This window comes from Nitrospira sp. ND1 (assembly GCF_900170025.1).
Taxonomy (GTDB): Bacteria; Nitrospirota; Nitrospiria; order Nitrospirales; family Nitrospiraceae; genus Nitrospira_A.
On record NZ_FWEX01000006.1, the window covers coordinates 2,093,197 to 2,115,079 of the forward strand.

At 58.5% G+C, this 21,883-nt stretch carries 23 protein-coding genes; 20 read left to right on the plus strand and 3 right to left on the minus strand.

What is annotated here, in order from left to right; all coding sequences use genetic code 11:
• Positions 1-176 precede the first annotated feature (176 nt).
• The 4 genes from NSND_RS14640 (at position 177) to NSND_RS14655 (ending at position 3,940) form a co-directional block, all read left to right on the plus strand.
• A complete protein-coding gene (locus tag NSND_RS14640; RefSeq protein WP_080879706.1) occupies positions 177-1,259 on the plus strand; it encodes a HEAT repeat domain-containing protein in 1,083 nt (360 codons plus the stop codon).
• A 95-nt stretch (positions 1,260-1,354) separates the two neighbouring features.
• Positions 1,355-2,455 carry a HEAT repeat domain-containing protein gene (locus tag NSND_RS14645; RefSeq protein WP_080879707.1) on the plus strand — a complete coding sequence of 367 codons (1,101 nt, stop codon included), beginning with the start codon at positions 1,355-1,357 and terminating at the stop codon, positions 2,453-2,455.
• Complete coding sequence (locus NSND_RS14650; protein WP_080879708.1) at positions 2,448-3,209, plus strand: HEAT repeat domain-containing protein; 762 nt, start codon at positions 2,448-2,450, stop codon at positions 3,207-3,209. Before NSND_RS14645 ends, NSND_RS14650 begins: the two co-directional genes overlap by 8 nt.
• Before the next feature lie 20 nt (positions 3,210-3,229).
• Positions 3,230-3,940 carry a HEAT repeat domain-containing protein gene (locus NSND_RS14655; protein ID WP_080879709.1) on the plus strand — a complete coding sequence of 237 codons (711 nt, stop codon included), beginning with the start codon at positions 3,230-3,232 and terminating at the stop codon, positions 3,938-3,940.
• A gap of 21 nt (positions 3,941-3,961) precedes the next feature.
• Here the strand turns inward: NSND_RS14655 and NSND_RS14660 are convergent, their stop codons facing one another.
• Positions 3,962-5,281, minus strand: coding sequence for a UDP-glucose dehydrogenase family protein (locus NSND_RS14660; RefSeq protein WP_080879710.1), 1,320 nt, complete (start codon positions 5,279-5,281; stop codon positions 3,962-3,964).
• A 229-nt stretch (positions 5,282-5,510) separates the two neighbouring features.
• Here NSND_RS14660 and NSND_RS14665 point away from each other — a divergent pair, with 229 nt between their 5' ends.
• The 3 genes from NSND_RS14665 (at position 5,511) to NSND_RS14675 (ending at position 8,274) form a co-directional block, all read left to right on the plus strand.
• Positions 5,511-5,882, plus strand: coding sequence for a CBS domain-containing protein (locus NSND_RS14665; protein WP_159450803.1), 372 nt, complete (start codon positions 5,511-5,513; stop codon positions 5,880-5,882).
• A gap of 93 nt (positions 5,883-5,975) precedes the next feature.
• Positions 5,976-7,520, plus strand: a complete 1,545-nt coding sequence (locus NSND_RS14670; protein WP_080879712.1) for a fused MFS/spermidine synthase — start codon at positions 5,976-5,978, stop codon at positions 7,518-7,520.
• A gap of 274 nt (positions 7,521-7,794) precedes the next feature.
• The gene (locus NSND_RS14675; protein WP_080879713.1) at positions 7,795-8,274 is read left to right on the plus strand and encodes a hypothetical protein; all 480 of its coding nucleotides are present in this window, start codon (positions 7,795-7,797) and stop codon (positions 8,272-8,274) included.
• Positions 8,275-8,380: 106 nt separating this feature from the next.
• On the opposite strand, the gene NSND_RS14680 is transcribed toward NSND_RS14675, so the two are convergent.
• Both NSND_RS14680 and NSND_RS14685 read right to left on the minus strand, forming a co-directional pair.
• Positions 8,381-8,716, minus strand: a complete 336-nt coding sequence (locus tag NSND_RS14680; protein WP_080879714.1) for a hypothetical protein — start codon at positions 8,714-8,716, stop codon at positions 8,381-8,383.
• Positions 8,717-8,920: 204 nt separating this feature from the next.
• Entirely contained in the window at positions 8,921-9,268 is a 348-nt protein-coding gene (locus NSND_RS14685; RefSeq protein ID WP_013250628.1) for a 4Fe-4S dicluster domain-containing protein, read from the minus strand.
• 247 nt (positions 9,269-9,515) lie between these two features.
• On the opposite strand from NSND_RS14685, the gene NSND_RS14690 reads away from it, so the two are divergent.
• From NSND_RS14690 to NSND_RS14750, 13 genes are all read left to right on the plus strand, one after another.
• Positions 9,516-10,013 (plus strand): DUF192 domain-containing protein, encoded by a 498-nt coding sequence (locus NSND_RS14690; RefSeq protein WP_080879715.1) that lies wholly within the window; start codon positions 9,516-9,518, stop codon positions 10,011-10,013.
• A 16-nt stretch (positions 10,014-10,029) separates the two neighbouring features.
• Positions 10,030-10,347, plus strand: a complete 318-nt coding sequence (locus tag NSND_RS14695; protein ID WP_080879716.1) for a Rieske (2Fe-2S) protein — start codon at positions 10,030-10,032, stop codon at positions 10,345-10,347.
• 38 nt (positions 10,348-10,385) lie between these two features.
• A complete protein-coding gene (locus NSND_RS14700) occupies positions 10,386-10,718 on the plus strand; it encodes a protease inhibitor I42 family protein (RefSeq protein ID WP_080879717.1) in 333 nt (110 codons plus the stop codon).
• 27 nt (positions 10,719-10,745) lie between these two features.
• Entirely contained in the window at positions 10,746-11,585 is an 840-nt protein-coding gene (gene dat, locus NSND_RS14705; protein WP_080879718.1) for a D-amino-acid transaminase, read from the plus strand.
• A gap of 90 nt (positions 11,586-11,675) precedes the next feature.
• Complete coding sequence (rimP, locus tag NSND_RS14710) at positions 11,676-12,194, plus strand: ribosome maturation factor RimP (protein WP_080879719.1); 519 nt, start codon at positions 11,676-11,678, stop codon at positions 12,192-12,194.
• 42 nt (positions 12,195-12,236) lie between these two features.
• Complete coding sequence (gene nusA, locus NSND_RS14715; protein WP_013250622.1) at positions 12,237-13,376, plus strand: transcription termination factor NusA; 1,140 nt, start codon at positions 12,237-12,239, stop codon at positions 13,374-13,376.
• 63 nt (positions 13,377-13,439) lie between these two features.
• A complete protein-coding gene (gene infB / locus NSND_RS14720) occupies positions 13,440-16,037 on the plus strand; it encodes a translation initiation factor IF-2 (protein ID WP_080879720.1) in 2,598 nt (865 codons plus the stop codon).
• Positions 16,034-16,249, plus strand: coding sequence for a DUF503 domain-containing protein (locus NSND_RS14725; RefSeq protein ID WP_200810540.1), 216 nt, complete (start codon positions 16,034-16,036; stop codon positions 16,247-16,249). Before infB ends, NSND_RS14725 begins: the two co-directional genes overlap by 4 nt.
• Positions 16,250-16,324: 75 nt before the next feature.
• Complete coding sequence (rbfA, locus tag NSND_RS14730; RefSeq protein ID WP_080879721.1) at positions 16,325-16,723, plus strand: 30S ribosome-binding factor RbfA; 399 nt, start codon at positions 16,325-16,327, stop codon at positions 16,721-16,723.
• Between the two features lie 3 nt (positions 16,724-16,726).
• The gene (gene truB, locus NSND_RS14735; RefSeq protein WP_080879722.1) at positions 16,727-17,758 is read left to right on the plus strand and encodes a tRNA pseudouridine(55) synthase TruB; all 1,032 of its coding nucleotides are present in this window, start codon (positions 16,727-16,729) and stop codon (positions 17,756-17,758) included.
• 6 nt (positions 17,759-17,764) lie between these two features.
• A complete protein-coding gene (gene rpsO, locus NSND_RS14740) occupies positions 17,765-18,034 on the plus strand; it encodes a 30S ribosomal protein S15 (protein ID WP_080879723.1) in 270 nt (89 codons plus the stop codon).
• Between the two features lie 196 nt (positions 18,035-18,230).
• Positions 18,231-20,348 (plus strand): polyribonucleotide nucleotidyltransferase, encoded by a 2,118-nt coding sequence (pnp, locus tag NSND_RS14745; RefSeq protein ID WP_080879724.1) that lies wholly within the window; start codon positions 18,231-18,233, stop codon positions 20,346-20,348.
• Positions 20,349-20,354: 6 nt separating this feature from the next.
• Positions 20,355-21,608, plus strand: coding sequence for a M16 family metallopeptidase (locus tag NSND_RS14750; protein WP_080879725.1), 1,254 nt, complete (start codon positions 20,355-20,357; stop codon positions 21,606-21,608).
• Positions 21,609-21,883 lie beyond the last annotated feature (275 nt).

Genomic DNA, 21,883 nt, shown 5'->3' on the forward strand with positions numbered 1-21,883 from the left:
CTCCCCCGGGGTCCGTCCCCAGGGATGAGCATCTCCGGCGCTCCTACCGGCTACTCTCCTCTGTTTAGACCAGATGCGCGGGAACGGTTCGATGCCAGGTCGCACGGCCGACCCTGCGTTGACCCCTCAAAAAATCCTGTGTTAAGGTCGATGGCCTCACCAGGGGCCGAGGTACCATGGCCGACACTGTCAGTGAACAGATCGCAGCGCTGTCGGACGAAGATTGGGCGATTCGGGAAGAAGCTGCGACCTTGCTGGGCAGCCTCAACGACGCCCGGGCAGTTCTGCCGCTGACGAAGTTGCTCCGCGATACCGATCGAGCTGTCCGTGAGGCGGCGATCGGGTCGCTCTCCGCGCTCGGCTCCGCGTCGGTTCCCGCTCTGGCCGGCTGCTTGGCGGATCCGGCGTTGCAGGTGCAGGAAGCGGCTTCGGCCATTTTGGCCTCGATTGCCGATGCGCGGGTTTTCCGCCCGCTGGTCGAGGCCCTGGGCAGTCGCGATTGGATCGTGCGCATGCATGCGGCGAAGGGGCTGGGACGGATCGGCGATCCCGAAGCCGTCAGCGTCTTGATGCCGCTCTTGCAGGACAAGGTCAAGGCGGTTCGTGAGGAGGCCTCCAGCGCACTGGCCGCCATCGGTGCTGCCGCTGTGTTGGGGTTGATCCAAGCCCTGGAACACGATGACTGGTTGGTCCGCCTCCATGCCGTGGAGGCGTTGGGTAAGCTGAAGTCTCCGGATTCTGTCGATCCGTTGCTGCGTGCCCTGTTCAATGAGCGGGACTCGGCGATTCGCGAAGATGTGGTGCGGGCCTTGGGTGCGATCCGGGATGCGCGGGCGGTAGATTATCTGGTGACGGTGATGAAGGAACCGGGGTTGCGGCTGCTGGCGGTCGAGGCGCTCGGCCATATCGGCGACCCTCGTGCCGTGCCTCTTCTTCGGCGGGTTGTGGAGGGGGTACCGCTGGGCGAGCCTCGCGATACGGCCACCCCTTGTGCCGACGGGTGGACGGACGAGATGGCGACCATGGGGATGGCGGCTCGCGCGTTGGGGATGATCGCCGACGGCGTGGCTATTCCGTCTCTGATCGTGGCCTTGCGGAATACCATTACCCGGTCTGAGGCGGCTGCGGCTTTGGCCAAGTTCGGCCCGGCGGTGATTCCGTCCCTGCTCCCGATGCTGGCAAAGGAACAAGACGAGAATATTCGGTATCACGTTCGAGAGACGTTGACGGCTGTCGGCTGGCGTCCGGGACGGGTCTGACAGGGTATTAGTTCGTGATGTGGTGAGGTAGCCACGGCTGATCTTCGCCTCTGGCACTCACCGAATCAGAAAACTTCGCACTCGCCAACGAACACATGTCTAAAGAAAGCATCGATACACTCGTTTCTGAGCTGACTCACGAGGAAGAGTGGCGGCGTATGCGGGCCACAGCTGCCTGCTTGGCCGGTGGGCCTCGGGCGGTGCAGGCGTTGACGCAGGCCTTGGAATCGGGCGATGTTGCTCTCCGCGTTGAAGCGGCGGCGATGTTGTCGCGGATCAAGGATCCGGCAGCCGGACTTTCTTTGGTCGGTTTGCTTCGGGATTCCGAGGAGACCGTCCGGCAAGCCGCTTTTTCAGCGCTGGAACAAATGGCCGGCAATCTGGATGATGAGACAGCCGCGGGTCTGGTGCGCAATCTCCACGAGTCTCCGGATGAGGATGTGCGAAACCGGGTTCGTCAGCTCCTGGGTGTGATCCCCAACGCCATCACTCCCTTGTGCGAAATGTTGACCCATCCGGAGGTCGACGCGCAGACGACCGCGGCGACGATCCTCGAACACTTGCTTGATCCGCGCTCGGCGGACGGATTGATCGATGCCATGTCCTCTCCCGCGGTTCGTGACACCGCCGTGCGCACGTTGAAGAAGCTGGGGGCGATACGGGACCGGATCGATGCGACGTTTAATGCCTTGCGTGACGTGGAGGGGGCGAGCGAGCGTGAAGAAGCCCGCATGTCCACGGTCATGGATTTACTGGGGATCGGGCGACCTGCGGTCGAAATTTTGATCGAGTATCTGGAAGATGACGATTGGGTGGTGCGTGAAGCGGCTGCGGACTTGCTGGGGAAGATCGGGGATGTGCGCGCGGTCGAGCCGTTGATGAAGCGGCTTCAGTTGGATAAGGATACCGGAGTGAAGGAGTATGCCGTGAAGTCGCTGGGGCTCATCGGAGACCCGCGTCCGGCGCAATTGTATATCGAGGCGATCCCGATCAGGCCCTTGCGGGTGATGGCGATCGAGGCCTTGGCGAAAATCAAGGACGTCGAGGTGTTGCGTCCGTATAACGAGCTGTTCAACCGGTTGCGGACCGACCGGGACGGCATCGTGTCGTACAGCGCGGGCCTTATCGCGGACAAACTTGCAGCGCTTGAAGGCGAACAGCCGGTCGGACAGGAGGAATCGGACGATCATGAGTGATGCCGAGCGAATTGCACAATTAATCTCCGCGCTACGCGATGACAACGAGGCGTTGCGGGACCATGCGATGGCGAGCCTCGGGCAAATGGGCATCGAGGCCGTTCCACAGCTGATCGGCCTGATGGCCGATGAAGACGTGGTGATTCGCGAAGCGGCCGCAACGGCTGTGGTGCGAATCGGGCCCGTGGCGTTCGACCAGATGCTGGAGGCGCTGAGTGACGATGAGTGGGCGATTCGCGAGCAGGCGGCGAATGCGCTCGGACGTTTCCGCGATCCGCGTGCGGTGGATCCCCTCATGGTGGCCCTGAAAGACAAGGACGGAGCCGTCCGGACGGCGGCCGTCTGGGCTCTGGAACGGATCGGCGACTCCCGCGCGACGCCGGGATTGATCGAGGCGCTCGGCGACGGGACGGTGCGAGAGGACGTAGCGAGGGTCTTGAAAAAGATCGGTGATACCAGGGCTGTCGATGCGCTGATCGGCGGACTACTGGGCCCCAATTGGATGGTGCGGCGCCATGCCGCGGAAGCACTCGGCAAGATCGGTGATCCACGCAGCGCCGATGCGTTGATTCAGTCGCTCCAGGATGAGGACTGGCTCGTGCGTCGGAATGCCGCCGAATCGTTGGCGCGCTTGGGGGCGAAGCAGGCCATCGAACCGCTGCTTCCCCTCCTGGAAGACGAAAACACGATGGTGCAAGAGACCGTCGAAGGTGTCCTTGCGAGTTTAGGATGGAAACAGGCGACCTCGTCATAACCCGATAAAGGAACTCTACTATGGCAGAAGAAGCACCGGTAAAACTGATTCAGATCGGACCAAAGGGTGGGACCAAGAAGGACGGGTTCAACCTGGTGACGGAACGCGTGGTGGCCGTCAATCCCGAAGCCAAGCAGTTGGAGGTGGAGCTGCTTGCGTACGACGGAAAGACCGTTGTGTTGGATGTCGGCGATGAGGCCCTGGAAGATTTCCTCAAGATCAAGCCCGGCGATGGGGCGACGATCCGTGTGGTTGAGGAGGGCGGCAAGCGCATTGCAAAGAGCTTCCGGATTCGCGCCAAAGACCCGAATGCGGCCAAAGCCGATGCCATGTTGATCGACCTCAAGGATTCCCATTGGCTCAATCGCAAATATGCGGCGGAAGTGCTGGGTGAGTTGAAAGATCCGCGCGCCGTTCTGCCGCTCGTCGAGGCCCTGACCGACGAGGTGGGCGATGTGCGGCAGCGAGCCTATGATTCTTTGATCAAGATCGGCGGGATCGCCGTCGCGTCACTCGTACCGTTGTTGGCTTCTGAGGAAGACGACGTGCGCCAGTCGGCGACGGAAATTATCCGGAAGATCGGTAAGCCGGCCGTCGAGCCCCTCGCCACAGCCCTGGCGGATGCCGATGATCGGCTGAAAACAAGAATCATGAAGGTGCTCGATCGGATGGGCTATAAGCCGAAGGCCAAAGAGGGTGCTCAGGCCGAGCCTGCCAAGCTGCTCAGTTAGTGTGAGCCGTCCGGCCGCCGGTTAGGCGGCCGGATTCTTGGTGGGACGACCGACCGAGACGTGGCGGAATCCGAAGCCGACCACGCGGTCTGATTCATAGGTATTGCGGAGATCCAGCAGGAGTGGTTGCCGCATGGATTTCTTCAACCGATCGAAATCAAGATTCCTGAACTGGTTCCACTCGGTCATGATGATCAAGCCGTCGGCTCCTTCTGCGACGTCGTAGGTGTCCTGGCAGGGTACCATCCCCGGCAAAAGTTTCATCGACTCTTCCATCGAGGCCGGGTCGTAGGCGCGAATCGTCGCCCCTTCCTTCATCAGTTCGCTCAAGATGGTCAGTGACGGGGCTTCCCGCATATCATTGGTGTTGGGTTTGAACGACAGGCCCAACACGCCGAGCGTTTTTCCCTTCACGCCGCCGCAGGCGTCCTTCACCTTCTCGACCATCCGCAGGTGTTGTTCGTAGTTCACCTTGGCCGCGGCCCCTGCGATCTGGAACGGGTACCCCACGCGCTCGCCGGTCTGGACCAGTGCAGCCAAGTCCTTCGGAAAACACGAGCCTCCGAATCCCGGCCCGGCATGCAGGAATTTGTTCCCGATGCGATTGTCGAGGCCCATTCCTTTGGAGACCATCTGCACGTCGGCGCCCACCTTTTCGCAGACGGTGGCGATTTCGTTGATGAAGGAAATCTTGACGGCGAGAAACGCATTGGAGGCGTACTTGATCATCTCAGCAGTTGGGATGTCGGTTACGACAATCGGGGTTTCCAGCAGGTACAGCGGACGATAGAGGTCTTTCATGATCGCGACCGCTTGCTCACTGTCCGCGCCGATCACGACGCGGTTGGGACGCATAAAGTCTTCAATGGCGGATCCTTCGCGGAGGAATTCCGGATTGGAGACGATGTCAAAACGGAAACGGCCCGTTTGGTTGGCCTTGATGACTTCACGCAATTTTTCGCCGGTGCCGACAGGGACGGTGGACTTCGTGACAATGACCTTGTAGCCGGTCATGTTTTTGGCGATGCCACGGCCCACTTCTTCGACATAGGACAGATCGGCTGAGCCGTCCGATTTCGGGGGCGTGCCGACGGCGATGAAGATGACCAGCGCTTTGTCGACGGCCTTGGCGACATCGGTGGTGAAATGAAGGCGGTCTTCTTTGATGCCTTTGGCGACGAGTTCGGTGATACCGGGTTCGAAAAACGGGACTTCACCCTTCTCGAGTCTGGCGATGCGGCGCGCATCCGTGTCCATACAGGTGACGTTCACGCCGAATTCCGCGAAGCAGGCACCGGTGACTAAGCCGACATAGCCCGTTCCAATCACGCTGATATGCATGGAAGCATCTCCTCCTGAAGATAAGCCGTCGAAACTGTGGGTAAGTACGTGTGTAGAGTCGGTAGTATAGCAACGCGTACGAAAGTGAGCAAACATAACGCAGGTTTTGGCAGGGGTGCAGACGGAGCGAATTGCAGATTGCCGCGCACATCCAGTAGAATTCGGCCCTCTTCGAAGGAGAGGCTGGCGAATGGCAGGTTCAGGCGGGCCCATCCAACGACCATTAGCGATGATGATGCGTCCTATCACGAGGACCGTCCATCCCGATGACACCTTGTTGGCCGTGGCCAGGCAACTGCGCGACGCCCGCGTCGGGGCGATGCTGGTCGCTGATCACGGTGACTATGTGGGGATTGTCAGCGAGGCCGATCTTGTCCGAAAAGCCATGGCCAGCGGCGCAGACGCGGAACAGGTCATGGCCCGGTCAGTGATGAGCACCCCGGTCATGACGATCGATATCGCCCAATCCGCGCATGAGGCGAGCGATGTGATGGCCGAGCGGGGAATCCGGCATCTCGTGATTACAGAAGAGGGGCGTGTGGTGGGGATGATTTCGGTGCGCGATCTGCTTCGCTACTTCAAGAATTGGGGAACGCTCTAATATGGCGTGCCTCGATTCCGAACGGCACTGTTTTGCTTCTAGCCTTTCTGTGGTCCTGTGTTGATGATGGCACAGGGAACTTCCGCCTCTCGCATGCCACGTCTGTTTCTGCTCATCACGGCGCTCGTAACTGGTGCCATCGTCATGGCGCTGGAAATTCTAGGAAGCCGTTTGCTGGCTCCGGTGTTCGGGAATTCGCTGTTTGTCTGGGGGGCCTTGATCGGGATCATCCTGGCGGCCATGAGTTCAGGGTATGCGTTTGGCGGCTGGGCGTCGGATCGGTATCGTGTCGCGGCAGTGCTGGCCTGGCTCCTGCTCGGTTCCGGCGCCTGGACGTTGCTGATGTCCTGGATGGGGCAGGTTGCCATTTTTAAGGTTGCCAAGCTTGTCGAGGACCCGCGGTGGGGCCCCAGCCTTGCGGCCTGCGTGTTATTGGCCCCCCCGGCATTCGGATTGAGCGGCGTCATGCCGGCATTGCTTCGGTTGGCCGTGGTCGATATGGGGTATCTCGGCCGCCATACCGGCAGCATGATTGCGCTGTCCACCGTCGGGAGTCTGGCTGGGACCTGGGGTACGGCGTTCTTCCTTCTCTCCTGGCTGGGGACCCAGACGCTCGTCGCTTCATTGGGTGTGCTCCAGCTTTTGTTGGGTTTGTTGTGGTTGCAGCAGGGGAGCGGAAAGGTCACGAAAGTGACGGGTTTGTTGCTGGCCGGTCTGCTTGTTTTGAGTTGGCAATTATTCGGGCAGGCGGCTCCCGTTGCCGGGCTGGTGTACCAGGAGGATAGCCCTTATCAGCAGGTGCGTGTTCGTGACGACGATCTGTTTCGTTATCTGGTCCTCGACCGCACCTGGCATGCGGTCATGTGGCGGTCCGACCCTGCCACGCTCTTTCTTCCCTATAGCCAACTCATGGTTGCAGCGGTCGCGTTGACCCCGGACCCCAAACGCGGGCTCATTTTGGGGCACGGTGGTGGATCACTCGCCAAGTGGCTGGCCCAGGTCTGGCCGGAGTTGGAGCTGGATGTCGTCGAGTTTGACCCGGTCGTCGTTCGGATGGCCCAGGAGTATTTTGAGTATCACCCCCCCGCGAACCATCATGTCTTCGTCAAAGATGCCCGTGTGTTTGTGCGCGATACAGGGGTGAAGTACGACGTCATCTGGGTCGATGCGTTTGCCCGGCACCTCATCCCCTTTCATTTGACCACGGTTGAGTTTTTCTCAGAACTCCGGAGTCGACTGAATCCCAATGGCGTGCTGGCCCTCAATCTGGCGTCATCCGGCGAGGGTGGAGATCTCCAGCGTGCGAACGCGGTCGTGCAGACGTTGAAGACGGCGTTTCCCACACTCGAGTCCTTTGGAGTGAAAGGACCTTGGCGGGCGCATCAAACCACGGCGGAGAATTTGATTTTTTTCGGCGGCGGTCCCATCGATACTATGCCGTACGACGAGGTTGTGAAGCGTATTCAATCGCATGTCGAAGCTCGGCGACTGCCATCCGAAGCGACTGCCTTGTTGGCGGCGCGACGCACCCAGCCCTGGTCGCCTGGCCTGACCTTGACCGACGACTATACGCCCTACGATTTGCTGATCGGATCGCATGCGGTAGAAATGTCGCCGGAGGGAAAGGCTTTGCCGTAAACATATGAAATTATGAATGGAATGAAGCCTGTCGAGTCTTTGGTCCGTAAGACATTTCGTGGGGTAACTAGGTCCGCTTCACGTCCAAGAACTTTCTTGCTTCCTTTTTAATCCCTATGCTATAAGGTGTCCCTCATCAGCCTATTATTTAGGACATTTTCGAGTAGTAGAGCTAGGCTCCTGGGCGGAGTGTCTAGCAGATGGTTCAGAGCGCGGTGGTCATTATTCACCAACCTAATCGCATCTCTTCTTAATCTCTTTAAGGAGGTAGGTCATGGGTAAGACGATGGTAGCAGTGTTTTTTGGCCTGGTCATGCTGGTGGCTGGGGCATCAGGCGCATATGCGCTTCAAGCTGGTGGTGTCGAAATCGGTGATTTGGATACCGGTTCTGTCGTCGGTCAGCCGTTTAAGGAATTGGTCGTGGACGCGGAATTGTATGCCGTCGAAATCGGCAACATGAAGGCGTGGTATCCGCCTGTCACGGTGATCGACTTTAAAGTTCGTCCGGGCCGTCCGGTCGTTTTGAAAGTCACGAACAGCTCGACCGCAGAGCATGGGTTCCAGATGACCGATGCTGCGAATTCCGGTTCCCCGTTCGTGATGAAGGCTGAAGTCGTGTTGAAGCCGGGAGAAACCAAGTACATCGGTGTTCCCACCAGTGACATGTTTTATGCCACCCAGGGTAACACGTTGACCTATCGCTGCCATTTGCATCCGGCCCACGTCGGTGGCAAGATCTTGATGATCAAGTAGTCGACGTTTCAAATACGTGTAGTGCAACGCCCCATCTGCAGTGATGCAGATGGGGCGTTGTTGTATCAGGCGCATCGCCGACTGGTATCGATAAAATGTTTCCTTCCTAGGCTTCCTGCTCCTTTTGGCATTCGGCTTCGGCGTCCAAAGGAATATTCTGAATGCCTCTGAGTCTCCCGTCTACGATGAGTAGCAAAAAGCGGCTTGCTGTGGGGACATCCTGCCGCCGCTCGGTGACAATGGCGTTCATGTCCACGATCATTTCGTCGCCGTCCCATTGCGTGTCATTGACGATCCAGAAGTGATTGGCTGCATCCGGAAACTGTCTCGTGACGAAGCTTTCGATGATGGTTCCGATGTCTCCGGTATCGGCCATGGTTTGGACGGGAAGCAGGGCGAGGCCGAGGCTGGCGAATAAGATGAGGCGACTTACGCGTGTCATGAGCACCTCCCGCTGAGAGGGTGACGAATGGGCGGAGTGCAGCAAGGCCTTAAGGGTGGGGGCCTGCGCAGGCCGCCTCGCTCTTAAAGTCTACAGCTGTTGGCCAGTGAAAGCCAGGGAGTTATCTCTTTTGCAGCGCAGAAACGCCGAAGGCTCCCGGAGGAGCCTTCGTGGTGCCACCTATACGAGAATGACGTATTCTGACTAGTTTCGAACCCCGCTCCACACCTTGGCCGGATCAATTTCTTTATCCGGATTCAAGGTCTTGGCCTTGTCGAGCAACACCTCGGTGGTTTCGGGGTAGGCCGGATCGGCAATGCAGCAATTGTCTACCGGGCAGACCGCCGCGCACTGAGGTTCGTCAAAGTGCCCGACGCATTCCGTGCAACGATCATGAGTGATGACATAAATGTTGTCACCGACTCCCTGACCGTCGCCGACGTGGTTGCCCTTGCCTTCAGCATCGCTGCGGGTTTCAAAGATCGCTTCATTGGGACATTCTGGCAGGCATGCCCCGCAGGAAATGCACTCATCGGTGATCAGAAGCGCCATGGCCTGTGCCTCCTTCTCAGTTTCTTTAATGACGGATAAGATGTTGACAATTTCGTGCCGCCGCGACCATAGTTCGCGGCGAAACAGGTTCGCATTCTATGCCGCCGTTCTTCGGCAAGTCAACAGAGTGAGACTCGGGAAGAAGGCCTAGCACTCGGAAAGTCATGGGGCTTTGGGCCCAATGTACATGCGGCTCTGCGCGTGTGCGATCACATGAGGATGCATCCATGTTCGACCGCATTTGGTTATGGTGAAGCGCGCGAGTACGGCTGAGTCGGAGCAGCGTCGCAAGAAAATTGTGACGTTCGTGCTCTTGGTTATTTTGTTGGTCAGCGTGAGCCTGTTTCTTGGGGGGCCGAAGGAGTCCGAGCTCATCATCGTGGAATTTACCAACGGAAAGACCATGGAAACGGAAGTGGCGAGCACCCCTGAGAAATTGTTGTTCGGTCTGGCGTTTCGAGAAGGATTGCCAGCCGATACGGGGATGCTTTATATCTTTGAGTCGACGGGTTTGCATCGCGTTCAGACTCGGCAGTTTCGCATCGCCGTTGATATGGTGTGGATTAATGAGAGCCACCACGTGGTCCACATCCTAGAACAGGTGCCGCCCTGCGAGAAGGATCCGTGTCCACTCTATGGGCCTCCGCCCGAACCGGTTCGCTACCTCATCGAGGCTGAAGCGGGCTCTGTCCAGCGCGCAGGCATCACGACGGGGATGGAACTCAAGTTTACGCTTCGTATGTAAAGAATCGGAGTCGTTTATGGAAGGGTTTCAGTGCGTGGCCAAGGTCGAAGAGATTCCTCCTGGGCAGGTCAAGGTTGTGAAGGTCAATGAGCGGGGCATTGCCGTATTTAATATCGACGGTCAATTTCACGCGATCTACAATTCCTGCCCTCACGAGGGCGGGCCTTTAAATAAGGGCCGGGTGAAGGGGCATGTTGTCTCCTGTCCCTGGCATGACCTGGCGTTCGATGTCCGAAATGGGCAAGGCACGGATGGGGGCGGCTACTGTGTCGGGAGCTATGATGTGCGGGTGGAAGACGGGCAGGTGTTTGTCGGGGGGCGGCGCAAGGTATAGTCGGGCGAGTGATTGCCTCGGGGCAGCATGAGAATAGTATGAGTCCATTAAGTAAGGTAGTTCCCACCGGTGCAGAGCAAGAGCCGGGGGCCAAGACGCTCAAGGCGAGAGTGGGGGCATCGGTTCACATTCGGCTGTGGGAGGATCGCACCCGCGGGGAGTTGTGGGTTCCGTCCTACGACGCGACCGTTATGCCTCTGGTTGAGGACGATTTTCTTCGCACTGCCAGTAACAATGCGGTCGACGCGGGGCAGCGTACGTTTGAATTCAGGCCTATGGCCGCAGGAACCCACCGATTGGTGTTTGAAAAGCGGATGGGGTGGAAGTTCACGGCTGAGGACCGACAGATTTTTTACGTGACCGTATCCTGAGGTTCGAAAGGTGCTGAGAAATGAGTCATGCCTGACATTGCGTATGTGAATGGCCGCTTTGGTTCGCTGGCTGATGCGGTCGTCAGTATTGAGGATCGAGGCTTTCAGTTCGGTGACGGGGTCTACGAAGTTATTCGGACCTATCGCGGACAGCCCTTCGCCATTGAAGAGCACATGGCTCGATTGGAGCGGAGTGCTCAGGCGCTGCAACTTTCAATCGGGCAGACGAGTGCTCAGTGGAGTTCCTTGATTCGAGAAGGTCTGCGGCTGAGCCAATTCGCTGAAACCAAAATTTATCTGCAGATCACTCGCGGGCAGGCTCCCCGCGATCATCCATTCCCTGTATCGTCCGCCCCCACCACTGTCCTGACCTTTCGCGAACTCCACCCGCTGGATGTCTCCGTTCGCAACGCCGGGGTTCAGGCTATGTCGATCGAGGACATTCGATGGGGACGCTGTGACATCAAGAGCGTCAATCTTCTGGCCAACGTCCTGGCGCGGCAGCGAGCCAAGGAGGCGGGCGTGTTTGAAGCGATTCTGGTCCGAGAGGGGACGGTCACGGAAGGGTCGGTCAGCAATGTCATGGTGGTGCGGAACGGCGCCGTTCAGACGGCGCCGGAAGGGCGCAGGATTCTGTCCGGGGTCACGCGCGCGATCGTTCTGGATCTGGCGCGCAAAGAAGGTATTCCGGTGGCGGAATCGTTCGTCACTCGGGAAGAATTACTCGCGGCGTCGGAGGTATTTCTGACAGGAACGACCGTGGAGGTATTGCCCGTGGTGCGTGTCGACGGACATATGATTGGGGGCGGATCGCCCGGCCCTGTTTCTCAGTTATTGTCTCGCCGTTTTGAAGCGCTGGTCGGCTAGCCGCCCCTTGCTTTCACTACTATGGCATGGTAAGGTTCTCGCGCTGTAAGTGGGCCAAGGCCCACTTTTTTGTTTGAGCAACTTTTTTCTATGAGTGACGCGGGAGCAGTGTCGGCAGGGAAGCCGTCGGTGAAACGCGCTGAGGCGCTGAACCTTCGCGTCCAAGAAATTGCCGCTCCTATTTTGCAGTCTTATGGTCTGGAGTTGGTCGAGGCCGTCTGCGTCGGCCAAGGGCCCAGGACCGTGATTCGTGTTTTTATCGACAAGCCTGGAGGGATCACCCTGACAGACTGTGAGCAGGCGCATCGCTCGTTGAGCCCGGCGCTCGATGTGATTGATCCATTCCCGCATGCCTATACGCTGGAAATTTCGTCTCCCGGGCTGGATCGTCCCTTGCGGAGCGTGCAAGACTATCGGCGTCTGATCGGGAAGCCGGTCACACTCAAATTGTGCGAACCTATTCAGGCGCAGTGGCGGCTGGTTGGCGCAGTGGTTGAGGTGGACGACCGGGGGGTGACCCTTGCCATTCAGCAGAAGAAAACCACGGAGACAATCCGAGTTGAGTTTGATCAAATCGCTCTGGCGCGGCGGAAGGTGGAGTTCTCGTAACAGCAGGTGCCAGGGTGGTGTGTTAACCATGAGGTGTGAGCTATGAACCGAGAGTTGATCGCCGTCATCGATGAAATCGGCCGTCAAAAAGGGATCGATAAGGCCAGGGTCATTGGCGCGATCGAGTCAGCGCTTCAAACTGCTGCCAAGAAACGATTCGGCCAGGCCGAAAACATCCAGGTGGAAATCGATCCGAAGACCGGCGAAATCTCGGTCGTTTCAAAGAAAATCATTGTCGATACGGTGGCCAATCCGAAAGCGGAAATCTCGCTAAAGGAAGCGCGCGAATATGACGAAGGCGCGGAGGTTGGCGATGAGATCGGTTCATTGATCGAGATGGACGAGTTAGGCCGGATTGCGGCCCAAACGGCCAAGCAGGTGATCTTTCAGAAAGTGCGCGAAGCCGAGTGGGAAGCTGTTCAGAAGGAGTACTCGACCCGTCAGGGTGATTTGGTGAACGGCATTATTCTCGGCATGGAGCGCCGAAACTTTCTGGTCGATCTCGGCAAGACCGAAGCGATTCTTCCCATTCAGGAACAGATCCCGCGCGAAACCTATCGTCGCGGAGACCGGGTGAAGGCCCTGCTCTTGGAGGTGCGTCGCACCCCCAAGGACGTGCAGGTCATTCTTTCCCGCAGCCACCCGCAGTTTGTGGCGAAGATGTTTGAGCTCGAAGTGCCGGAAGTCGGTGAAAAGATCGTTGAAATCAAGTCGATCGTGCGTGAGCCCGGCGACCGTACCAAAATTGCGGTTTCCTCGCGGGACAAGGCTGTCGATCCGGTAGGGGCTTGTGTCGGCATCAAGGGATCGCGTGTGCAGGCTGTGGTTCGTGAGTTGCGCGGGGAAAAGATCGACATTATTACGTGGACACAGGATCCGCGTGTCTTTATCGCCGAGGCGCTGAATCCCGCCACGATCGAGAAGGTCGGGATCGACGAAGAAAAGAAGTCGGCCCTGGTGGTGGTGGCCGATTCGCAGTTGTCTCTGGCGATCGGGAAGAACGGGCAAAATGTGCGACTCGCCGCGCGCTTGACCGGTTGGAAGATCGATATCATCAGCGCGACCGAATACGAGAAAGAAAAGGCGGAGCGGGATCGGGATATCAAGGCGGCCCTGGCAGAGGAAACCGAGGCGCAGCGCCAGCAGGATGAAGCGCGGGCTGCTGCGCAACAGGCGGAGTGAAGCGGTTCGATATTCACGGGCTGAATGGCAATTATTTAAGCGGGTGGAGCTGAGCGGTACTGTATGCGCGTGTACGAATTAGCAAAGCAGCTGGGGATGGAAAATCGGGAGCTGATTCCTGAACTGAAACGGCTCGGGATTCCGGTGGCGTCCCACAGCAGCGCCTTGGATGACGATTCGGTTCGCGTTGTCTTGGAGAAGCTGAGCTCGAAGGCTCGGGGCGGTGAGGCTGTCTCCGGTGGGCATGAGGCGAAGAAAATGGTTCGCTCGTCGAAAGAGCCCGGTGCGTCTCACGAGAGGGGGCACGCGGCGGCGCACGAAGAGTCCCCGAAGCCGGACAAGAAACGGATTCTCATCAAGAAGAAGAGGGAAGAAGGTGCGGAGGATGTTGCGGCCTCTCTGGCGGCGGCAGAAGCGGCGTTTGCGCCCGTCGCCCCTGCAGGAACCGAAGCGTCGGTGGTGGCGTCGACGGCTGGTCCTGACGCAGAAGCGATTGAAGCCGCCCCGGTTGAACCTGCCCCACCCGAAGAATTAGTGTCCCCACCGCCTGTCGTGACCGTTTCGGAGGAGCCGCTCGTCAAGCCGGTCCAGGTTCCCCAGGTCACGGCTCCCCCGCTTGATGCGCTGGCGACGGCAAAGAAGAAGAGTGCGGCCACGGAGGCCATGGAGAGCGAAGCGGCGGCTCGAGAAAAATTGAAAAAAGCCAAGAAGGCTCCGCGGACCCGTGAGGAAGATGAAGCCAAGTTTAAGAACGACGCCACTCGATGGGGAGATCTGCGGGCAATCCCGGTGCAGCGGCGCGAAGACCGATCCAAGCATATTCACCATGCCTCGCCAACGGAAGTCACCAAGCCGAGAAAGAAAAGCGTGAAATTGAGCGCAGGAGTGAGCGTCAAGGAATTCGCAGAACTCATCGGTCAGCGGCCTGCGGACGTGGTCCGGAAGCTGATGGAGATGGGGCAGATGGTGACCTTCAATCAGTCGATCAATCTGGAGGCTGCCTCCTTGATCGCCGAAGAGTATGGCACCAGGGTGGAAGTGTCGACAGAAAAGGTTGGCGAAGCGTTGCTGGAAGAAGCCGCCCAATCATCGGGTGAGGAGCATGCGGTCTTGCGGCCTCCGGTCGTCACGATCATGGGGCATGTCGATCATGGGAAAACGTCTTTGCTCGATGCGATTCGCCTGACAAAGGTGGCGGAAGGTGAGGCCGGAGGGATTACGCAGCATATCGGCGCCTATATCGTCGGAGTTCGCGGTAAGCAGGTGACCTTCCTTGATACCCCGGGTCACGAAGCCTTTACGGCCATGCGTGCCAGAGGCGCGAAGGCCACGGACATCGTGATTCTGGTCGTGGCTGCCGATGATGGCGTCATGCCGCAGACGGTGGAAGCCATCCATCATGCCAAGGCTGCCGGAGTGCCATTGATCGTCGCCATCAATAAGGTCGACAAGCCGGGAGCCAATATCGATCGTGTCAAGAATGCCCTGACCGAGCATGGGCTGGTTCCTGAGCCCTGGGGTGGCGACACGATTATGGTTGAGGTGTCCGCGAAGCAACGGACCGGCCTGGACCAGTTGTTGGAAATGATTCTTCTGCAGGCGGAAGTCTTGGAGTTGAAGGCGGATCCATCGCGCATGGCCAAGGGCCTGGTGATCGAGGCGAAGTTGGACCGCGGGCGTGGACCGATCGCGACGGTGCTGGTGCAGAGCGGGACGCTCCATGTCGGGGATGCATTTGTAGTCGGCAATTTCAGCGGCCGCGTGCGCGCGCTCGTGACTGACACGGGGAGCAAGACGACTGAAGCTGGCCCGTCTGTTCCTGTCGAGGTGATTGGTTTGCCGGGCGTGCCGTCGGCCGGCGATTTGTTCACCATCGTGAAAGATGAACGGGTTGCCCGTGAGATTGCGCAGGAGCGGGCGATGAAGCAGCGGGCGGCGGACCTGGCCGGGCCGGCGAAGGTGAGCCTGGATGATCTGTTTGCCAAGATTCAGGAAGGCAATGTCAAAGAATTGCCCATCGTCATCAAGGCCGATGTGCAGGGGTCGGCCGAGGCCTTGGCTGCCGCGGTGGAAAAAATGCCAGCCGGCGCAGTCAAGTTGCGCGTAATGCATACCGGGGTGGGCGGTATTACCGAAACCGACATTCTCTTGGCGGCCGCGTCCAAGGCCATCGTGATCGGATTTAATATTCGTCCGGAACCGAAGGCGGCGGCGTTGGCCGAGCGGGAGGGCGTCGATGTGCGCCTGTACAGCATTATTTACGATGCACTCAACGATATCCGCGCCGCGATGGAGGGCTTACTCGAACCCACGCTCAAGGAGCGTGTCCTTGGGCGGGCTGAAGTACGGCAGATGTTTACGATCCCCAAGGCCGGTCTGGTGGCCGGCTGTTACGTGGTGGATGGCGTCATCTCTCGGGCCAGCGTCGGCGTGCGCGTGATTCGGGATAGTGTGGTGGCCTATGAAGGCAAGCTGGGCTCGCTCCGTCGCTTCAAGGATGATGTGCGTGAAGTGCAGCAGGGGTATGAGTGCGGTATCACGGTCGAAAACTTCAATGATCTCAAGGCCGGGGACATTATCGAGGCCTACGTCGTTGATAAGATTGCCGCCAAGCTTGAGCCTGCGAACCGTGGCACGTCTCCGCAAAGTCATCGGGCATGACCGTCGGGCTCTGCACGGTTGAGTTGTTCATTCCCGACGGGCATTCGTTGAAAGAGAAACGCCAGGTCCTGCAAAGCCTGAAGACCCGGTTGCGAGACAAGTTTAATCTATCGGTCGCGGAAGTCGGAGACCAGGATTTGTGGCAGAAGGCAATTTTAGGTATGGCCTGCGTGGCGAATGAATCCGCGCATGTGAACCAGGTGTTGGATTAAGCCGTGAATTTGATTCAGTCCGTGCCTGTGATCCAACTAGTACGCTCGCGAATCGAGTTGCTGTAAGGCGGCGTCATGACCAAATCGACGTACAGCCGGGCCGATCGTGTGGCAGACCAGATCCGCATGGAAGTGGCCGACATTCTGATGCGGAAGATTAAGGATCCGCGTGTGCGCTCGGTCACCGTGACCGATGTGGAGTTGACCAAAGATCTTCGCATCGCGCGCGTCTTTGTGACGACCATGGAGCAGAATAAGGATGAGCGGTTGGTGTTCGACGGGCTGGCGAAGGCCAGCGGTTTCGTTCGGGCGGAGTTGGGGCGGCGTCTGGCATTACGATACCTGCCGGAGCTGATCTTTATGAAAGACATCAGTGGCCCTAGAGCTGACCGAGTCCTGGAGCTGTTGGATGGACTGCACCGCGATCAATCCCACGAAGAGATGTTGGCAGAGCCCCCCCACACCGATGTCTAGCAAATGACCATGATCGCCTCGATGGAGCCACGCGCGACTACTGTGCTTCAGGACGGAGTGTTGAATGTCCGCAAGGAAGCCGGGTGGACGTCGCACGATGTGGTGGCTCGCATTCGTGGGAAGTTGCGCGGCATGAAGTTGGGCCATGCCGGAACGCTGGATCCGGCGGCGGCCGGCGTCCTGCCGTTGCTCGTCGGGCGTGGAACGCGCATCGCTGAATATTTGCTGGAATGGGACAAAACCTATCTCGCCGGATTGCGCCTCGGTGAAACAACCGACACGCAAGATGCCACCGGGACCGTGCTCCTGCGTTCACCGATTGAGTCGTTGTCCGAAGCCCGCATCCGTGAAGTGGTAGCTGGGTTTGAGGGGCGCATTCAGCAACTCCCTCCCATGTATTCTGCGGTAAAAGTCGGCGGGGTTCCGTTATACAAAGCGGCGCGAGCCGGGCGGGAGGTCTCCCGGCAGGTTCGTGAAGTGACCGTCTTTCGCCTCGATATCGTGGATGTTCAGATTCCTGAAGTGGCGCTCCGGGTGGTCTGTTCCAAGGGGACGTATATCAGGACGCTCTGCGCGGATATCGGCGACAAGTTAGGGGTCGGCGGTCATATGGCGACGTTGGTCCGCGAGCGCGTGGGGCCACTGACCCTTGAGCAGGCGTTGACGGTGGACGAAATCGAATCACGCTTGGAGCAAGGCACGCTGGCGGCGTCGATGTTGACGTTGGATCAGGCGCTGTTCGGACTTCCGGTTTGTATCGTGGGGGCGGCGACGGCCGGCCGGGTCCTGCACGGCATGCCGGTTCCTGCCTCAGAAGTGCTGGCCTGGCATGGCTTGTCTTCGCCTCTCTCTGAGGGGGCGAATCGGGCCATTCGCATCAAGGACGGAGCGGGGCGGTTATTAGCCATCGGCACGATGCCGGACGGCATGAATGCTGAGGCGCCGGGGGCGAATGCGCAGTCGATTGCTGTATCGAAAGTATTGGTCACAGAAGAATCACAGGGTGGTAGTATCGCGAACTCAATAGAGGAGTAGAGACGTATGGCACTGGTAAAAGAAGTGAAAACGGAATTGGTCAAGGGTTTCCAGCAGCATGACAAGGACACCGGATCTCCGGAAGTGCAGATCGCGATCCTGACGAACCGGATTACGTACTTGACGGAACATTTCAAGTTGCACAAGAAGGACCACCATTCCCGGCGCGGGTTGTTGACACTGGTCGGACGTCGTCGTCGGTTGTTGGACTATCTCCGAAAAGTTGAAGAAGCCCGGTATCGCGCCATTCTGGAGCGACTGGGTATTCGTAAGTAGTCGTGTGAGCGAATCGGCTGCCACCTTCGTGGGTGGCGGCCGAACCATTTGTTGTCCCCGCAGGTGAACACTGAAACAAGTTCAACGGCACGGGTCGACATTCAATCGAGGGCAGGCGCTTGTCGTTGGATGTGTAGATGGCCAGTTGAACTTATCTCTGTGGGCATCTGTGGGATTTAAACGGAGGAGACCATAGATGAAACATGTTGTAGGCATTGAGCTGGCAGGGCGTCGGTTGACGCTGGAGACCGGTCGTATCGCGAAGCAGGCGGACGGCGCCATCTGGGCCACCTACGGTGATACCGTCGTGCTCGCAACGGCCGTTGCGTCACAAAATGCCAAGCCGGGAGTGGATTTCCTTCCGCTGACCGTGGATTACCAGGAAAGGACTTATGCAGCCGGTAAGATTCCGGGCGGCTATTTTAAGCGGGAAGGTCGGCCTTCGGAGCGGGAAGTGCTGACCAGCCGGCTGATCGATCGGCCGCTTCGGCCTCTCTTTCCGGAAGGGTATTACTTCGAGACGCAAGTCATTGCCTCGGTATTGTCTGCCGATAAGACGGGCGTGTCGGATGTCATCGGCATCATCGCGGCATCCGCGGCGTTGGCGGTCTCGTCGATTCCATTCAACGGGCCGATCGCAGGCGTGAAAATCGGCCGCGTCAACGGGCAGTTGGTGGTGAACCCCGATCTGGAAACCCTGGAAACCAGCGATCTTCATCTCGTCGTGGCTGGGACTGCCGATGCGGTGATGATGGTCGAAGCCGGGGCCAATGAATTGCCGGAAGCGACCATGCTGGAAGCCATTGAGTTGGCGCACAGCGAAATCAAGAAAATCGTCGCGAAGATCGAAGAATTGCGCAAGCTGGCCGGCAAGCCGAAACGGACGGTGCTGCAAGAGCCCATCGATGCCGCATTGACCGAACAGGTGCGTGCGCTGGTGGCCGGTCCGATCCGTGAGGCCATCCTCATCCCCAATAAGAGCGCAAGGCAGGAGCGCCTGGATCAGGTGCTGGCCGAGACGGTTGCGAAGCTCAAATCGGACGAGCCGAATCGGGACCGGCATGTCAAGATCATTTTCCATGGTCTGGAGTACACCGAAGTTCGCAACATGATTCTCGAAAAGCGGGTGCGCGCCGACGGGCGTGGTCCAGCGGACATTCGTCCGATCACCTGCGAAGTCGGTGTGCTGCCTCGCGCGCACGGATCCGCAGTCTTCACTCGCGGAGAAACGCAGAGCCTGGCGGTGGTGACGCTGGGTACGACCGACGACGAGCAGCGCATTGATGCCTTGGAGGGCGAATACATGCGCACCTTCATGTTGCATTACAATTTCCCGCCCTTCAGTGTCGGCGAGGCACGGCCGCTCCGGTCGCCGGGCCGCCGCGAGGTCGGGCATGGAGCTCTAGCCGAGCGAGCGCTCAAGTCGATTCTTCCCGGCAAGGATAAGTTTCCTTACACGGTGCGAATTGTATCGGAAATCCTGGAGTCGAACGGATCCTCTTCCATGGCCACGGTCTGCGGCGGTACGTTGGCGCTCTTGGATGCGGGCGTTCCGATTAAGGAGCCGGTGGCGGGGATCGCGATGGGGTTGATCAAGGAAGGCAATCAGGTGCTGGTTCTGTCCGATATTCTCGGATTGGAGGATCACCTGGGCGATATGGACTTTAAGGTCACGGGGACGAAAAACGGCGTGACGGCGCTTCAGATGGATATCAAGATCGGCGGCATCACCTCCGAATTGATGCGCGAAGCGCTGGCTCAGGCGAAGGCGGGAAGGCTCCACATTCTCGGGTGTATGGCCCAGGCGTTGACCGAACCGCGCACCAAGCTGTCAGCCTTCGCTCCGCGCATATTCCCAATGAAGATCAAGCAAGACAAGATCCGCGATGTCATCGGCCCGGGTGGAAAGATGATCCGCAGCATCATCGCGGAGACCGGTGTGAAGATCAATGTCGAAGACACCGGCGATGTGACGATTGCCTCTTCCGATGAAGCCTCGGCACAGAAGGCGATCGATATGATCAAGCGCCTGACCGAGGAAGTCGAGGTCGGCAAGATCTATCTTGGAACCGTCCGCAAGATTATGGATTTCGGCGCATTTGTCGAAGTGCTTCCCGGCACGGACGGATTGGTGCATATCTCCCAGCTGGCTCATCATCGCGTCAAGGCGGTCACCGACGAGGTGTCCGAAGGCGATCAGGTGATGGTGAAGGTGCTGGAAATCGATAAGCAGGGGAAGATTCGTTTAAGCCGGAAGGAAGCCATGCCGGCACCGGCTGGTTCTCCTGCCACCGAACCAACGCCCGCGGGATAATCGATTGTGTATCGCAAGATCGTTCTCGACAACCGGTTGCGCATTGTGGCCGAACTGCTCCCGACGTTGAAGTCCGTCACGATCGGCATATGGGTCAACGTCGGATCGCGCGATGAGCAGCCGGGGGAAGAGGGGCTGTCTCACTTCCTGGAGCATATGTTCTTCAAGGGAACGCGCAGCCGCACGGCGACGCAGATTTCCCGTGAGATCGATGCGCTGGGGGGTGAGATGAATGCGTTCACCACCCGAGAAACGACGACCTTTTATGTGAAGGTGCTGGATCAACAGTTGGAGGCAGCGTTGGAGCTGCTCTCGGATCTGTTCTATCGGTCCCGGTTCGAGTCGAAAGAAGTTGAAAAAGAAAAGCAGGTGGTGCTCGAAGAGATCCGGATGGTCCAAGACGATCCAGAGGATCTGGTTCAAGAGCTTCACATGAAGCACACGCTCGGAAGCCATCCGCTGGGCAGGCCAATCCTGGGGCAAGCTCCGAGAATTCAGGCTCTTGGGCGTAACGATCTGGTGTCCTACGTTGGTTCGCACTATGATCCGGAGCGCACCGTCGTCGCGGTGGCCGGCAACTTTACCTGGCGCCGCTTGGAGCAGTTGTTGGCGCGGTATTTTTCCGACTCCCATAAGGGTGTGGCCGCCCAACCAAGCCGTCGTCCGCCTGAAGTGAAGGGTGGGGTGCTGGTCAAACGTAAGGCTCTTGAGCAGGTCCATCTGTGTTTGGGCCTTCAGGGTCTGAGTGCCGGGCATAAGGATCGATATGCGGCGCATGCGCTCAACGGGGTGCTAGGCGGGAGTGTCAGCTCGCGCCTGTTTCAGGAGGTGCGGGAAAAGCGTGGCCTCGTGTACTCGATCTATTCGTTTCTGTCCACTTACTCCGATGGCGGAATGACCACGGTGTATGCCGGTACGCGCCCGAAAGAGGTTGAGCGTGTCGTGGAAGTTGTCTGCCGGGAGCTGAAGAAGCTCCGCACGCATGGAATCGATGCGAAGGATTTGGCCCGGGTGAAAAACCAAATGAAGGGCAGTCTGATGCTCAGCCTGGAGAGTTCGCACAGTCGCATGAGCAAGTTGGCGAAGGACGAACTGACGCAAGGCAATCACGTGTCGCTCGAGCAGATGATTGCGGAAATCGATCGCGTGACGACCGATCAGGTGTATCGGGTGGCGCAAACGTTACTGGATCAGCGCTGTCTTTCAATTACGGCACTTGGCCCGATTCCGACCAAGAGTCTGCAGTCGTTTGCGTCATAACCGGTCAATTGCGGGGCACCCGTAGGCGGGGCGCAAGGGCTGGTCGGGCAATGAGTAGCGGTGATTTGAGCGCCATTGCAGGACTAACTCTTTGCTACGGTACTCATTTTAGGGCGCGAATCATGGCTGGATTTCGGCAAAACATTTTCTTGACACGTTTCGTGGATTTAAGTACCATGGTCGCGTTTTCATCATATAAGTCTGAATTTATTTCGGCTGCATTACAGGGGAAGGTAAGCAGAGAGAAAGGGGGTGTGCGTCGCACTTCCTCCTCC

Coding starts and splice junctions, on each gene's coding strand:
- NSND_RS14675 (WP_080879713.1), top strand. CDS start 7,795: ATGGGTAAGACGATGGTAGCAGTGTTTTTTGGCCTGGTCATGCTGGTG.
- NSND_RS14670 (WP_080879712.1), top strand. CDS start 5,976: ATGCCACGTCTGTTTCTGCTCATCACGGCGCTCGTAACTGGTGCCATC.
- NSND_RS14655 (WP_080879709.1), top strand. CDS start 3,230: ATGGCAGAAGAAGCACCGGTAAAACTGATTCAGATCGGACCAAAGGGT.
- truB (WP_080879722.1), top strand. CDS start 16,727: ATGACCATGATCGCCTCGATGGAGCCACGCGCGACTACTGTGCTTCAG.
- NSND_RS14690 (WP_080879715.1), top strand. CDS start 9,516: ATGGTGAAGCGCGCGAGTACGGCTGAGTCGGAGCAGCGTCGCAAGAAA.
- rimP (WP_080879719.1), top strand. CDS start 11,676: ATGAGTGACGCGGGAGCAGTGTCGGCAGGGAAGCCGTCGGTGAAACGC.
- NSND_RS14650 (WP_080879708.1), top strand. CDS start 2,448: ATGAGTGATGCCGAGCGAATTGCACAATTAATCTCCGCGCTACGCGAT.
- NSND_RS14700 (WP_080879717.1), top strand. CDS start 10,386: ATGAGTCCATTAAGTAAGGTAGTTCCCACCGGTGCAGAGCAAGAGCCG.
- NSND_RS14640 (WP_080879706.1), top strand. CDS start 177: ATGGCCGACACTGTCAGTGAACAGATCGCAGCGCTGTCGGACGAAGAT.
- NSND_RS14660 (WP_080879710.1), bottom strand. CDS start 5,281: ATGCATATCAGCGTGATTGGAACGGGCTATGTCGGCTTAGTCACCGGT.
- NSND_RS14695 (WP_080879716.1), top strand. CDS start 10,030: ATGGAAGGGTTTCAGTGCGTGGCCAAGGTCGAAGAGATTCCTCCTGGG.
- nusA (WP_013250622.1), top strand. CDS start 12,237: ATGAACCGAGAGTTGATCGCCGTCATCGATGAAATCGGCCGTCAAAAA.
- dat (WP_080879718.1), top strand. CDS start 10,746: ATGCCTGACATTGCGTATGTGAATGGCCGCTTTGGTTCGCTGGCTGAT.
- infB (WP_080879720.1), top strand. CDS start 13,440: ATGCGCGTGTACGAATTAGCAAAGCAGCTGGGGATGGAAAATCGGGAG.
- NSND_RS14665 (WP_159450803.1), top strand. CDS start 5,511: ATGATGATGCGTCCTATCACGAGGACCGTCCATCCCGATGACACCTTG.
- NSND_RS14680 (WP_080879714.1), bottom strand. CDS start 8,716: ATGACACGCGTAAGTCGCCTCATCTTATTCGCCAGCCTCGGCCTCGCC.
- NSND_RS14685 (WP_013250628.1), bottom strand. CDS start 9,268: ATGGCGCTTCTGATCACCGATGAGTGCATTTCCTGCGGGGCATGCCTG.
- rpsO (WP_080879723.1), top strand. CDS start 17,765: ATGGCACTGGTAAAAGAAGTGAAAACGGAATTGGTCAAGGGTTTCCAG.
- NSND_RS14725 (WP_200810540.1), top strand. CDS start 16,034: ATGACCGTCGGGCTCTGCACGGTTGAGTTGTTCATTCCCGACGGGCAT.
- pnp (WP_080879724.1), top strand. CDS start 18,231: ATGAAACATGTTGTAGGCATTGAGCTGGCAGGGCGTCGGTTGACGCTG.
- rbfA (WP_080879721.1), top strand. CDS start 16,325: ATGACCAAATCGACGTACAGCCGGGCCGATCGTGTGGCAGACCAGATC.
- NSND_RS14645 (WP_080879707.1), top strand. CDS start 1,355: ATGTCTAAAGAAAGCATCGATACACTCGTTTCTGAGCTGACTCACGAG.